This is a genomic window from Streptomyces sp. NPDC037054, assembly GCF_055606745.1.
This window is the reverse complement of the sequence record NZ_JBVJSJ010000007.1, coordinates 410,772-424,271: the sequence shown is the minus strand read 5'-3', so window position 1 is coordinate 424,271 and position 13,500 is coordinate 410,772. Positions and strand designations below refer to the sequence as shown.

Genomic DNA, 13,500 nt, shown 5'->3' with positions numbered 1-13,500 from the left:
GGATCGGCCTCCAACCCCCCAATCCTCTGCACTACCTTCCGCCGGGTCAGGCGGCGAAGGAGATGGTTCACGTGTCCGCTACGCCCGTGCTGGCGTTGCGCGGGGTCTCCAAGCGTTTCGGTGCCGTCCAGGCGCTCACCGACGTAGAGCTTGAGGTCCACGCCGGTGAAGTGGTCGCCCTGGTGGGCGACAACGGCGCCGGAAAGTCCACGCTGGTCAAGACGATCGCCGGCGTGCACCCCATCGATGAGGGCGCCATCGAGTGGGACGGCAAGACCGTCCAGATCAGCAAGCCGCACGACGCCCAGGCCCTGGGCATCGCGACCGTCTACCAGGACCTCGCGCTGTGCGACAACATCGACGTCGTCGGAAACCTGTTCCTCGGCCGCGAGATCAAGCGCCGCGGGATCCTCGACGAGGTCGAGATGGAGCGCCGCGCCCGCGACCTCCTGCAGACCCTGTCGATCCGCATCCCCAGCGTGCGCATCCCGATCGCCTCGCTGTCCGGCGGTCAGCGCCAGGTCGTGGCCATCGCCCGCTCCATGCTCGGCGAGCCCAAGCTGGTCATCCTCGACGAGCCCACCGCCGCCCTCGGCGTCGAGCAGACCGCGCAGGTCCTCGACCTCGTGGAGCGACTGCGCGAGCGCGGACACGCCGTCATCCTCATCAGCCACAACATGGCCGACGTCAAGGCGGTCGCGGACAAGGTCGCGGTGCTGCGCCTCGGCCGCAACAACGGTGTCTTCGAGGTCAAGACGACCTCCCAGGAGGACATCATCGCCGCGATCACCGGCGCCACCGACAACGCCGTCACCCGCCGTGCGGCCCGCTCGAACGGGGAGGCCTCCAAGTGAGCACCGAGAAGACCTCCGTCACCAAGCAGGGCGAGCACGAGGTCGTGAACCCGGAGGCCGCCGCCGCCGCGGTCACCGCCGTCGACCCCCGCCTGCTCGTCCGCGAGCAGGGCATCGCCGGCTACTGGGGCGAGTTCAAGCGCAAGATGAAGGCGGGCGAACTGGGGTCCATCCCCGTCGTCGTCGGCCTGATCCTCATCTGCGTCATCTTCCAGAGCCTGAACTCGGCGTTCCTGTCCGCGCAGAACATCAGCGACATCACCGTCACGATGGTCGGCACCGGCATGATCTCGGTCGGCATCGTCTTCGTGCTGCTGCTCGGCGAGATCGACCTGTCCGTCGGCTCGGTCAGCGGCGCCTCCAGCGCCATCGCGGCCGTCCTCGCCGTGAACCAGGGCCTGCCCGAGTGGCTGGCGGTGCTGCTCGCCGTCGCCGCCGGCGCGGCCATCGGCGCGGCCCACGGCTTCTTCTTCGCGGTGCTCGGCGCCCCCGCCTTCGCCGTGACCCTGGCCGGCCTGCTGTTCTGGCTCGGCTTCATGCTCAAGATCCTGGGCGAGAACGGCACCATCAACCTCGACAGCGACGGTCTGATCGGGCAGCTGACGACGTACTTCTTCGCGGACGTCGCCGCCGCCTACGGCCTGGCCGCCCTGGTCGTCGCGGTGTTCTTCATCACCTCCTTCCTGGGCAACCGGCGCCGCGAGGCCGCAGGCATCCCGTCCCGGCCGCTCAGCGACATCGTGCTGCGCACCGTGCTGCTGGCCGTCGTCTCCTTCGCCGCGGCGATCATGTACAACCAGTACAAGGGCCTGCCGCTGGCCACGGTGATCTTCCTCGCCTTCCTCATCGGCACGGACTTCCTGCTCCGCCGCACCGCCTACGGCCGCAAGGTCTTCGCCCTCGGCGGCAGCGTCGAGGCGTCCCGCCGCGCCGGCATCAACGTCACGGCGATCCGCATCTCCGTGTTCGGCATCGCCGGCGGCTTCGCCGCGATCGGCGGCCTGTTCCTGGCCTCCAAGATCGCGTCCGCCAACCAGAGCGCCGGTACCGGTGACCTGCTGATGAACGCGATCGCCGCGGCCGTCATCGGCGGCACGTCGCTGTTCGGCGGTCGCGGCCGGACGTGGAACGCGCTGCTCGGCGTGCTGGTGATCGTCTCCATCCAGTACGGGCTCCAGCTGGAGTCCATCGCGGAGCCGGTGAAGTACATGATCACCGCGGCGGTGCTGCTGACCACCGTCGTGATCGACTCCGTGACGCGCCGGACGCAGAAGACCGCGGGCCGGGCGTAGCACTCCCGCTCGAGTTGCCCGGTGCCCTCCAGGCGCCGGGCAACTGGCGTTTCCTGGGCCGTTCGCGTGACGCACGACGCACCTCCCGGGCGCCGGGGCGCCGGGCGGAACATTAGACTCGACGAGCCCGGCAACAGCTCGAACAGCTCTACTGCAAGGAGGCACGGGTGCCGCTGCTGACCCGCATCAGGGGACCGCGCGATCTGGACACGCTCAGCCCACAGGAGCTGGACCAGCTGGCCCGGGAGATCCGGACCTTCCTCGTCGAGGCCGTCTCCAAGACCGGCGGCCACCTCGGCCCCAACCTCGGCGTGGTCGAGCTCACCATCGCCCTGCACCGGGTCTTCGAGTCGCCCAAGGACAAGGTGCTGTGGGACACCGGCCACCAGTCCTACGTGCACAAGCTGCTCACCGGGCGCCAGGACTTCTCCCGCCTGAAGATGAAGGGCGGCCTGTCCGGCTACCCCTCGCAGGCCGAGTCCGAGCACGACGTCATCGAGAACAGCCACGCCTCCACGGTCCTCGGCTGGGCCGACGGCATCGCCAAGGCCAACGAGCTGCACAAGCGCGACAGCCATGTCGTCGCCGTCATCGGCGACGGCGCCCTCACCGGCGGCATGGCCTGGGAGGCGCTGAACAACATCGCCGACGCCAAGGACCGCCCGCTGGTCATCGTCGTCAACGACAACGAGCGCTCCTACGCCCCCACGATCGGCGGACTCGCCAACCACCTGGCGACCCTGCGCACCACCGACGGCTACGAGCGCTTCCTGGCCCGCACCAAGGACCTCCTGGAGCGCACCCCGGTCGTCGGCAAGCCCCTCTACGACACGCTGCACGGCGCGAAGAAGGGCCTGAAGGACTTCATCGCCCCGCAGGGCCTCTTCGAGGACCTCGGCCTGAAGTACGTCGGCCCGATCGACGGCCACGACATCGAGGCCCTGGAGTCCGCCCTCGCCCGCGCCAAGCGCTTCGGCGGCCCCGTCATCGTGCACTGCCTCACCGAGAAGGGCCGCGGCTACCAGCCCGCCCTCCAGGACGAGGCCGACCGCTTCCACGCCGTCGGCAAGATCCACCCCGACACGGGCCTGCCCATCGCCACCTCCGGCGCCGACTGGACCAGCGTCTTCGGCGACGAGATGGTCAAGCTGGGCGAGGAGCGCGAGGACGTCGTCGCGATCACCGCGGCCATGCTCCAGCCGGTCGGCCTGGACAAGTTCGCCAAGCGCTTCCCCGAGCGGGTCTACGACGTCGGCATCGCCGAGCAGCACGGCGCGGTCTCCGCGGCCGGCCTCGCCCACGGCGGCGTCCACCCCGTCTTCGCCGTGTACGCCACCTTCCTCAACCGCGCCTTCGACCAGGTCCTGATGGACGTCGCCCTGCACAAGTGCGGCGTCACCTTCGTCCTGGACCGGGCCGGCGTCACCGGCACCGACGGCGCCTCCCACAACGGCATGTGGGACATGTCGATCCTCCAGGTCGTCCCCGGCCTCCGGCTCGCCGCCCCGCGCGACGCCGACCAGGTCCGCGCCCAGCTCCGCGAGGCCGTCGCGGTGGACGACGCCCCGACCGTGGTCCGCTTCTCCAAGGGCGCCGTCGGCCCCGCCGTACCGGCCGTCGGCCGCGTCGGCGGCATGGACGTGCTGCGCGAGGCCGGCACCGACACCCCGGACGTCCTGCTGGTGTCCGTGGGCGCACTCGCCCCGATGTGCCTGGAGGTCGCCGCCCTCCTCGACAAGCAGGGCATCTCCACCACCGTCGTCGACCCGCGCTGGGTCAAGCCCGTCGACGAGGCCATGGCCCCGCTCGCCGAGCGGCACCGCGTCGTCGTCACCGTCGAGGACAACTCCCGCGTCGGCGGCGTCGGCTCCGCCGTCGCGCAGGCCCTCAGGGACGCGGGCGTCGACGTGCCGCTGCGCGACTTCGGCATCCCGCCGCGCTTCCTCGACCACGCCTCCCGCGCCGAGGTGCTCGCCGAGATCGGCCTGACCGCGCCGGACATCGCGCGTCAGGTCACCGGCCTGGTCGCGAAGATCGACGGCCGGTTCGAGCGGTCCGCCGCCGAGGTGGAGCCCGCCCGCGACTGACCCGGCCCGAGTGGTCCTCCTGGGCCGGTTGCGCCACTGTGAAGAGTGGTGCGACCGGCCCATTCGCGTGAAGGTGCCCGTGCCGGGGCATACGGAGTACGCCCCCTCTCGATCATGTCGAGGACGACAAGCGTGGGAGGTACCCGTGAGCAGCAATCTCTTCCGGACGAAGAGGGTCGAGCAGTCCATCCTCGATACCGAGGAGCCAGAGCACGCGCTCAAGAAGTCCTTGTCCGCGCTGGACCTGACCGTCTTCGGCGTCGGTGTCATCATCGGCACCGGCATCTTCGTCCTCACCGGTACAGTCGCCAAGGACAACGCGGGCCCCGCCGTGGCGCTGGCCTTCGTCACGGCCGGTGTCGTCTGCGCGCTGGCCGCGCTGTGCTACGCCGAGTTCGCGTCCACGGTCCCGGTCGCCGGGTCCGCGTACACCTTCTCGTACGCCTCGCTCGGTGAGCTGCCCGCCTGGATCATCGGCTGGGACCTGGTGCTGGAGTTCGCGCTCGGGACGGCGGTGGTGGCGGTCGGCTGGTCCGGCTACATCCGCTCGCTGCTGGACAACGCGGGCTGGACGATGCCCGAGGCGCTCGCCGGGCGGGACGGCGCCGACGGCTTCGGCTTCGACATCCTCGCCGCCGCCCTGGTCCTCGTCCTCACCGCGATCCTCGTGCTCGGCATGAAGCTGTCCGCGCGGATCACCTCGCTCGTCGTCGCCATCAAGGTCACCGTCGTCCTCGTCGTGATCATCGCCGGCGCCTTCTTCATCAAGGGCGACAACTACGACCCGTTCATCCCGAAGTCGCAGCCGGTGCCGGCGGGGGAGAGCCTCGACTCGCCGCTCATCCAGGTGCTGTTCGGCTGGGCGCCCTCGAACTTCGGCGTGATGGGCATCTTCACCGCCGCCTCGGTCGTCTTCTTCGCCTTCATCGGCTTCGACATCGTCGCCACCGCCGCCGAGGAGACCAGGAACCCGCAGCGCGACATGCCCCGCGGCATCCTCGGCTCCCTGTTCATCTGCACCGCGCTGTACGTCGCCGTGTCCATCGTCGTCACCGGGATGCAGCACTACAGCCGGCTGTCCGTGGACGCCCCGCTCGCCGACGCCTTCAAGGCCACCGGCCATCCCTGGTACGCGGGCTTCATCAGCTTCGGCGCGGCCGTCGGCCTCACCACCGTCTGCATGATCCTGCTGCTCGGCCAGACCCGCGTCTTCTTCGCGATGAGCCGCGACGGACTGCTGCCGCGCTTCTTCTCGCGCGTCCACCCGAAGTTCAAGACCCCGCACCGGCCGACCATCCTGCTGGGCGTGCTGATCGCGGTCCTCGCGGGCTTCACGCCGCTGAGCGAACTCGCCGCGCTGGTCAACATCGGCACGCTGTTCGCGTTCGTCATCGTCGCCATCAGCGTGATCATCCTGCGCCGCACCCGGCCCGACCTGCCGCGCTCCTTCCGCACCCCGTGGGTGCCGGTCCTGCCGATCCTGTCGGTGGGCGCCTCGCTGTGGCTGATGCTGAACCTGCCCACCGAGACCTGGATCCGGTTCGGCATCTGGATGGCCATCGGAGTCGTCGTGTACTTCCTCTACGGCCGCAGCCACAGCCGTCTCGCCCCCGGCCGGGAGACGGCCGCCGCCGAGGTCTCCCCACCGCGGCGCGGCGACACGGAGTGAACGGAACGGGCGACACGGAGTAACCGGACCGCCCAATTCCGCGGGTGGGGACCGATAGCGTGCTCCCCATGCGCGCCGAGCTCCTCGCAGCATCACGCTCCGCACCCGGACAACGGAACACGGACCTCCGCTACTGGCGCCGCCTGCTGCCCCTGCTGGCGGCGCTGGCCTGCGTCACCCGCGTCCCGTCGTTCGTCCGGCCGCTGTGGAACCCCGACGAGGGCCATCTCGCCGTACAGGCCCGGATGCTGGCCCACGGCGGCGAGCTCTACGAGACGGTCGTCGACCGCAAGCCGCCCCTGGTGCCGTGGCTCTACGAGGCGGCCTTCGCGGTGACCGGCTCCGACACGCTCACGTCGGTGCGCGTCCTCGCCCTCCTCGCGCAGCTGCTGACCGCCGTGCTGCTCGCCTCGCTGGCCCGGCGCCACTGGGGCGACCGCGCGGGCCGCACCGCCGGCGTGCTGTACCTGCTGGTCTCCGTCGGCCTGAACCCCGAGGACGCGCAGGCCGCCGGCTTCGAGGTGTTCATGTTGCCGTGCACGGCGGCGGCCATGTGGTGCGCCGACCGCCGCCGCTGGGGCGCGGCCGGCCTCGCCGTCGGCTGCGCGTTCCTCGCCAAGCAGACCGGTGGCGCGGTGCTGCTGCCCGTGCTGTGGCTGTGCCGGGGTTCGCGTGGCGGGCCGCTCCGGGTGGCGGCGGGCGCCCTGCTGCCGGTGCTGGGCGCGGCCCTGGTCACCGACCCGGGCGGGTTCCTGTTCTGGACCGTCACCGGCTCGGGCACGTACGCCTCGTTCACCGGCTCCGAACTCCACGTCCTCGGGCGGGCCCTGGCCAACACGGCGATCCTCGCGGGGGCCTGCGCGGGGCTGCTGCCGCCGGTGCTGCGGGGGCTACGCGTCGCCCGCACCGGAGTGCCCGCGCTGTGGCTGTGGCTCGCCGCGTCGGCCGGCGCCGTCGTCACCGGCTTCCACTTCTTCGGCCACTACTACCTGCAACTCCTGCCGCCGCTCGCCCTGTTGGCCACGGCGGCGCTCCAGGTCCTGCCGCGCGAGCGGCTGCGGGCCGCCGTCGTCACGTCGGCCTGCTGCTGCGCCCTGTTCCTGGCCTGGGGCCTGTTCGCGCCGCGCCCCGAACTCGACCACGCCCGGCGCCTCGCCGACGCGGTCGCCCACCGCACCGGACCCGGGGACCGCGTGCTGTTGTGGGGCATGCACCCGGAGACGTACTGGCTCGCCGACCGCGCCCCGGCCAGCCGGTTCCTCACCGCCGGGTTCCTCACCAACTTCAGCGGCGGCCGGGACGGCCCCCGCGTCGGCGAGAAGTACGCCGTCGACGGCGCCTGGCCCGTCTTCCGCGCCGAGCTGGCCGCCACCCCGCCCGCCCTGGTCGTCGACGACTCCCGCGGCAAGCCGTACGGCCCCGACCGCGTCCCCAGCCTGCGACGCTTTCTGACGGAGGGTTACGAGGAGGCCGGCACGGTGGACGGGGCGGTGGTGTACGTGCGGACGGGAGCGGAGTAGCGGGGGTGCACCGGGGAGGACGTGGGCTACGGCCGTACGCTCCGCGGTCCCGTGACCTCCGCGCCCGACTCGCCCACCCTGCGGCGCAGTTCGCGGTCCGCGGTGACCACCAGGACGCGGCGCCCCGTGGCCGCGGCGACCAGGGCGACCATGTGGTCGTCGCCGCTGCCCGGCGCGTCCTCCACCCGGACGCCCGGCACGGAGCCGACGCCCCGGGCCGCGCCCTCCACCACGAGCACGATCTCCACGGGACCGTCGTGCCCCGGCAGCCCGTCCGCCGCAAGCCGGTCGCGCAGCCGCTCGGCGGCGCCGCGCCGGTCCCGCCACCAGCCGTCGGGCACCGACCCGACGACATTCGCGGCGTCGACGATCACGAGCAGGGCGGAAGGGTCGGCCATGCGGCCAGGGTCGCACGCCCTTCCGTCCGTTCGCGCCCCCACCGCGCTGACCAGGAGGGGGCCGGGAGCGAGGCGGTGCGGTGGCCCGCATAAAGTGAGCCGCGTGAACGGCGACTGGCTCATCCGTGGCCGTGACGGCCGGCTCAGTGTCTATGTGCCGTCGGGGGACGTCCTGCTGTGCCGCGCGGAACGCGCTCCCGGGGGCCCCTGGGAGGCATCGCGCCCGGTCGGCGGCGACCAGAAACTGCGCCCCGGCACCGCCGCCGTCGGCCAGGGCGCCGACGGCTACGCCCACCTCGTGGCCTGGCGGCCCACCGTGCCCGGCGAGTCCGGCCTGGTGCACTCCACGCACTTCAGGCCGCTCCTCGCGGCACTGGACTGGGTCCCCGTCGGCCACCCCGACAGGAAGGGCGACCGTACCGGCACCCCGGCGGTCACCGTCGACGCCGAGGGCCGCGCCCATCTCTTCGTCCGCAACGGCAGCGGCGGCCTGAGCATGCTCGGCCAGAAGGAGAAGGGCGGCTGGGGGCCCTGGCGCGACCTCAAGGGCACGGACGTGCGGGACGGGTTGGCCGCGGTGACGGGGGAGTCCGGCCGGGTCGCGCTCTACGCGGCCTCACCGGCCGGGATCCTGTACTGGCGGCAGGAGAAGCCGGGCAGCGTGCCCGTCCTGGAGGAGACGCTGAAGGCGGGCGTGCGGCCGGGCACCCTGCGGGCGCTCGCCACCTCCGCCGGGCACACGAGCGTCTTCTTCACCGACGACGCCGGCGACCTGTGCGTGTGGCGGCCCGGCGGTGAGCCGGCCCGGCTGCTGCCCGCCGCCGGACCCGGCCCGGTGTCCGTCGTCCGGTGCGAGGTCGAGGGCCACGACTGCACGCTCCTCGCGCAGCGTTCGGCGAGCGGCCGCGTGGCCTTCGCCGGATACCCCACGGAGCGGGAGTCGGCGGGCGCCGACTGGACGGAGTCGGGCCCCCGGCTGCCGGAGGACGCCACGGTGTCCCTGGCGCTGGACGCGCACGGCGACGTCGTCGCGGCCACGGTGTCCCCGGCCACCGGGCAGGTGCTCGTCGCCCGCCGCAAGGAGGAGCCGGGGCTGGCGCTGGGGGCGTGGCGGGAGGTCTGAGCGACCCGCCCCGGCAGCCGCGCCCGGCTGGCGGTGCGCCGCCCGGCGTGCCGTCCACACGGTCGCCGCACCTTGTTCACCGAACGGTCATCCTATGATGGGCCGGCCCGGCCTCCCGTACGCAGGTTCGGGAACGGCGTGCACGCCGAGCCGAGGGTCAAGGAAGGGACAGGTCTCGTCATGCGGACCAGATCCGGGCGCGGCGCCGCCCGCGCCAGAGCCGCCGGGGAAGCGGACCGCACGGCGACCGGGAGCCACGCGGCCCGGGACACCCCGGGCGGCCGCTGGCTGGTGACGGGCAGGGACGGCAGGCTGACCGCCTACGCCGCCGCCGACGGGGGCCTGCTGCGCTGGACCGAGGACCGGCCGGGCGGCCCGCGATGGCACGGCCCCGACTTCTTCCCGGTCGGGGACCTGACACACCTGTGGGTGGCTCAGGGCGCCGACGGCTACGTCCACTTCGTGGGCCGGCGCGAGGTCCGCAAGGGCGACGGTCCGCCCGCCGTGGACGTGGTGCACGCCATCCAGTACCAGACCGGGCGCCCGGTCACCGAGTGGCGCTCGCTGGGCAACCCGCACAAGGACCGGGAGAAGGCGGCCCGGCTCGGGGTGCCGGTGGCGGCCGTGAACACGTCCGGCATCGTGCACGTCTTCGTGCGCAACGCCGGCGGCGGCGTGATGCTGCGCCGCGAGCAGCCCGACGGCAAGTGGGGCCCCTGGACCGACCTCCAGGGCAGCCTCGTACAGGACCCGATGACCGTGGTCGCGCACGCCTCCGGACGCGTCGAGGCGATGGCCGTCGGCCAGGACCTCGTCATGCGGTGGGTGCAGGACCAGCCCGGCGGGGACTTCCGCAGGGCCCCGAACATCCCCCTCGCGGTGACGCGGGGCACGGCGGCGGCGCTGGAGACCGCGCCGGACCGGGCGACGTACTACTGGACGGACCCGGCCACCGGAGGCGTCGTCGCCCACCGGCCGGGCGGCTGGGTGCTGCCGCTCGGCGGTGCGCCGGCGGGGCGGCCCGTCGCGGCGCTGCGGACGGTGCTGGGCGGCTACGACTGCACCGTGCTCGCCCACCGCGACCGGGACGGCCAGGTGCTGTTCGCCGCCTGCGGCACGGAGAACGAGCAGGCCGGCCTGTGGTGGTCGCCGACCGGCGAGCGCTGCGCCGGCGCCCCCGCGCTCGCGACCGACGCCTACGGCCGGGTGGTGCTGGCCACCATCGGCACGGACGGCGCCCTGCGCGTCGCCCGGCAGAGCGACGAGCCGGGCTTCGCCCTGGCCCCGGCGGTACGCGTCTGACCCCGCGTCACGGAGCCCGCCCCGCCGCCCGGCGCGGCGGCGGGGCCACGCGGGGCGGCAGGAACCGCGGCGGGTGTCAGGAACCGCCGCCCGAGGCCGGGGACTTCTTCGCTGATTCGGGGATGGCGGTGTCGTGGCGAATCGCCTTCCACAGCGCGCCCGCCTGCGGCTGCGCGGGCACGACCCGGTTCGGGTCGGCCTTGTCGTACGCGACCGGCAGCATGATCGTCTCCATGCTCTCCGGGTTGACGCCGTTCATGCTGCGGCCGAAGTCGGCCAGCGCCTTCAACGAGGCGAGTTCGGAGTCGGTGGTGAGCGCCGAGGTGAGCGTGTCCGCGATCCGGTAGGTCTTGGTGGGGCTGCCCAGCAGGTCCTGCCGCTTGATCTCGGCCAGCAGGGCGATCATGAACTGCTGCTGGAGCCCGATGCGTCCGAGGTCGCTGCCGTCGCCGACGCCGTGCCGGGTGCGGACGAAGGCCAGGGACTGGGTGCCGTCGAGCCTGTGGGTGCCGGCGGTCAGGTCGAGGCCGCTGGACTTGTCGTGGATGTCCTGGTCGACGGTGACCGTGACCCCGCCGATCGCGTCCACGAGGTCCTTGAAGCCGGCGAAGTCGATCTCCACGTAGTGGTCCATGCGGACGCCGGACATCCGCTCCACCGTCTTCACCACGCAGGCCGGACCGGCCTGGGAGTAGACGGAGTTGAACATCACGCGCTTCGCCGAGGCGATCTCGGTGCCGTCGGACTTCCGGCACCCGGGCCGCGTGACCAGGGTGTCGCGCGGGATGCTGACGGCGACGGCCTCGGTGCGGCCCTCGGGTATGTGCATCACCAGCGCGGTGTCGGAGCGCGCCCCGGAGACGTTCCCCGTCTTCAGGGAGGCGTTGGCGCCGGCGCGCGAGTCGGAGCCGAGGATCAGGATGTTCTGCCCGGAGGTGGGCAGCCGCTGCGGGCGGTCGTCACCGATCGCCTCGTCGATGTCGACGCCGTCGATGTTGCCGTCGAGGCTGCTGTAGAGCCAGTAGGCGGTGCCGCCGCCGGCGAGGAGCAGCAGGACGAGGACCAGCGCGAGCCGGCGCCACACCCGGCGGCGGCGCGGTGGCCGCGACCGCCGTCCGCCGCCCGCCCGCCTGGATCTGCTGGGGCGGTCCGACTCCGTCAGGGCGTGCGTCATGCCTCGGTGTCCTCTCTCGCGGACGGCTCAGTGCCGGAAGATTGCGTCTGGGGCAGGGCACGAGTGGGGGGAGAGGCCGGGCCCGGGCGGCCGCCGAGCGCCGCAGAAGTCCGAACTATAGACCGAATCCGGACTGCGGCGAGGGCGGCCGTTTCATCAGACAGTCACGAAGTGTTCGATGGTTGTACTGAGCACGGTGTGTTTTCTGTCATTTATGCCTGCTGTTGACAGTTGAATTACTGCTGGTGATGATGTGCAGGATCTGTGAACAGAAGTGTGAATGAGGTCGGCGGCGATGCCGGCCGTCGAGTGGCCGCGATTTCGAGCCGGGGGGCTGGAGGGCGCGTCGGCCACGGGGGTGGTCCCGCCCGGGGGCGGGACATGAGAGCGAGGGTGTCCTGTGTTGCTGCATGCGTCCGCCCATGAGGGGCGGAGGGTGTGACAACCGTCTTCGATCCCGCCGTCCCATGGACGGCGGGCGGTTCCGGCCGTCCTCAGCAGGCCGGCACCGGCGCCCCGCGGCAGCCGCGGCGCCAGGAGTCCGGCCACGCCGCCGGACCGGAACACGACGACGTCTACGTCGAGCCCGGCCTCACCCCGCTCGGGGCGCGTGAGGCCAACCGCTCCGCGCTCACCGCCCTCCTCGACGCGGCGGGCGTCCCGCACTTCGCCGTACGGGGCACCTCCGACCACGGCACCGTCGTCGCCGTGGCCGAGGAGCATCGCGAGCGGGTGCTCGGCGCGGTGTTCCACGGCCTGAGCCGCTACCCCGGCCATCTGCGCGTGATCGACCCGGACGCGCCCCGGCCCGCCCGGCCCGTCTCGTCACGCGACCCGAAGGCCTGGCGCGACGTGGCCGCCGCCCGCGTCCTCCAGGTCGGCTGGCACCGCACCGACCCCGGCCGGAACCTCCTGCTCGGCCACGAGTACGGCTGCGCGATCGAGTTCTGGCGCCCCCACGGCGGCCACCTCGTCGCCCCCCGGGCCAACCGCGCCACCTGGGCGGTCACCGCCGACGGCGGCAACGTCCTCGGCGCCGCCCGGCTGTTCAGCCGCTTCGTCTCCGACTGGACCCCGGCGCACCTCGCCCCGGCCCTGCCCACCCGGCCCGAGTTCCTGGTGAACTGCGCGGACGACATCACCTTCCCCGTCGACGCCGTCTACACCTGGGTCGACGGCAACGACCCGGCCTGGCAGCAGCGCAAGGCGCAGGCCAAGGGCGAGGTCTACCACGCCGAGTCCGCGAGCGACGCGCGTTTCATCAGCCGCGACGAACTGCGCTACTCGGTGCGCTCCCTGCACCTGTTCGCGCCGTGGATCCGCAACATCTGCATCGTCACCGACGACCAGGTCCCGGACTGGCTGCGCGAGGACGTGCCCGGTCTGCGCATCGCCACCCACCGCGAGATCTTCCGCGACCCCGCGGACCTGCCCACGTTCAACTCGCACTCCATCGAGAGCCAGCTGCACCACATCGAGGGCCTCGCCGAGCACTTCCTCTACTTCAACGACGACATGTTCATCGGCCGCCCCGTGGCGCCGCACGCCTTCTTCACCCCCAGCGGCACCGCCCGCTACTTCCCCTCCCGCAACCGCATCCCGCAGGGCCCGGTCACCGAGACCGACACCCCGGTCGACGCGGCCTGCAAGAACAACCGCGCCCTGCTCAGGGAACGCTTCGGACGGGTCATCACGCAGCCGATGGAACACATCCCCTACGCCCTGCGCCGCTCGGCGATGGAGGAGGCCGAACGGGACTTCCCCGAGGCCTGGGCCCGCACCTCGGCCAGCCGGTTCCGCGCGATGACCGACCTGTCGCCGACGTCGTCCTTCGCGCTGTACTACGCCGCGCTCACCGGCCGCGCCCAGCCCGGCTCGATGCCCTTCACCTATCTCCAGCTGGCCGTGCCCGACCTCGCGGACCGGCTGCAGAGGCTCCTCGACGGCCGGGACCAGGACTCGTTCTGCCTCAACGACGCCTTCTCCACCCCCGAGGACATCGAGGCACAGCAGGAACTCCTCGACGGATTCCTCAACTCCTACTTCCCCACCCCCAGTCCCCACGAACGATGAGACGGAGT

General features: G+C 72.5%; 10 protein-coding genes. 8 read left to right on the top strand and 2 right to left on the bottom strand.

Features of this window, described 5'->3' with window-relative positions; genetic code table 11:
* The first annotated feature begins 62 nt into the window (after positions 1-62).
* From ACZ7D7_RS19760 to ACZ7D7_RS19740, 5 genes are all read left to right on the top strand, one after another.
* Complete coding sequence (locus ACZ7D7_RS19760; RefSeq protein ID WP_279549458.1) at positions 63-854, top strand: ATP-binding cassette domain-containing protein; 792 nt, start codon at positions 63-65, stop codon at positions 852-854.
* Positions 851-2,146, top strand: coding sequence for a sugar ABC transporter permease (locus ACZ7D7_RS19755; RefSeq protein WP_470825771.1), 1,296 nt, complete (start codon positions 851-853; stop codon positions 2,144-2,146). The genes ACZ7D7_RS19760 and ACZ7D7_RS19755 overlap by 4 nt, the downstream gene beginning before the upstream one ends.
* Positions 2,147-2,313: 167 nt before the next feature.
* Complete coding sequence (dxs, locus tag ACZ7D7_RS19750) at positions 2,314-4,233, top strand: 1-deoxy-D-xylulose-5-phosphate synthase (protein ID WP_470825769.1); 1,920 nt, start codon at positions 2,314-2,316, stop codon at positions 4,231-4,233.
* A 145-nt stretch (positions 4,234-4,378) separates the two neighbouring features.
* Complete coding sequence (locus ACZ7D7_RS19745; RefSeq protein ID WP_470825767.1) at positions 4,379-5,902, top strand: amino acid permease; 1,524 nt, start codon at positions 4,379-4,381, stop codon at positions 5,900-5,902.
* Between the two features lie 68 nt (positions 5,903-5,970).
* The gene (locus ACZ7D7_RS19740; protein WP_470825766.1) at positions 5,971-7,422 is read left to right on the top strand and encodes an ArnT family glycosyltransferase; all 1,452 of its coding nucleotides are present in this window, start codon (positions 5,971-5,973) and stop codon (positions 7,420-7,422) included.
* A gap of 26 nt (positions 7,423-7,448) precedes the next feature.
* Here ACZ7D7_RS19740 and ACZ7D7_RS19735 read toward each other — a convergent pair whose 3' ends face one another.
* Entirely contained in the window at positions 7,449-7,820 is a 372-nt protein-coding gene (locus tag ACZ7D7_RS19735; protein WP_470825765.1) for a PIN domain-containing protein, read from the bottom strand.
* 103 nt (positions 7,821-7,923) lie between these two features.
* Between ACZ7D7_RS19735 and ACZ7D7_RS19730 the strand changes: the two genes are divergently transcribed.
* Both ACZ7D7_RS19730 and ACZ7D7_RS19725 read left to right on the top strand, forming a co-directional pair.
* Positions 7,924-8,943, top strand: a complete 1,020-nt coding sequence (locus ACZ7D7_RS19730; protein ID WP_470825764.1) for a hypothetical protein — start codon at positions 7,924-7,926, stop codon at positions 8,941-8,943.
* 180 nt (positions 8,944-9,123) lie between these two features.
* Positions 9,124-10,245: a PLL family lectin gene (locus ACZ7D7_RS19725; protein ID WP_470825763.1), complete on the top strand. Its 1,122-nt coding sequence runs from the start codon at positions 9,124-9,126 to the stop codon at positions 10,243-10,245.
* Positions 10,246-10,321: 76 nt separating this feature from the next.
* On the opposite strand, the gene ACZ7D7_RS19720 is transcribed toward ACZ7D7_RS19725, so the two are convergent.
* The gene (locus tag ACZ7D7_RS19720) at positions 10,322-11,419 is read right to left on the bottom strand and encodes an LCP family protein (RefSeq protein ID WP_470825762.1); all 1,098 of its coding nucleotides are present in this window, start codon (positions 11,417-11,419) and stop codon (positions 10,322-10,324) included.
* A gap of 438 nt (positions 11,420-11,857) precedes the next feature.
* Here ACZ7D7_RS19720 and ACZ7D7_RS19715 point away from each other — a divergent pair, with 438 nt between their 5' ends.
* Positions 11,858-13,492, top strand: coding sequence for a stealth family protein (locus tag ACZ7D7_RS19715; protein ID WP_470825761.1), 1,635 nt, complete (start codon positions 11,858-11,860; stop codon positions 13,490-13,492).
* The last annotated feature ends 8 nt before the right edge of the window (positions 13,493-13,500 follow it).

Coding starts and splice junctions, on each gene's coding strand:
- ACZ7D7_RS19760 (WP_279549458.1), top strand. CDS start 63: ATGGTTCACGTGTCCGCTACGCCCGTGCTGGCGTTGCGCGGGGTCTCC.
- ACZ7D7_RS19720 (WP_470825762.1), bottom strand. CDS start 11,419: ATGACGCACGCCCTGACGGAGTCGGACCGCCCCAGCAGATCCAGGCGG.
- ACZ7D7_RS19740 (WP_470825766.1), top strand. CDS start 5,971: ATGCGCGCCGAGCTCCTCGCAGCATCACGCTCCGCACCCGGACAACGG.
- ACZ7D7_RS19735 (WP_470825765.1), bottom strand. CDS start 7,820: ATGGCCGACCCTTCCGCCCTGCTCGTGATCGTCGACGCCGCGAATGTC.
- ACZ7D7_RS19725 (WP_470825763.1), top strand. CDS start 9,124: ATGCGGACCAGATCCGGGCGCGGCGCCGCCCGCGCCAGAGCCGCCGGG.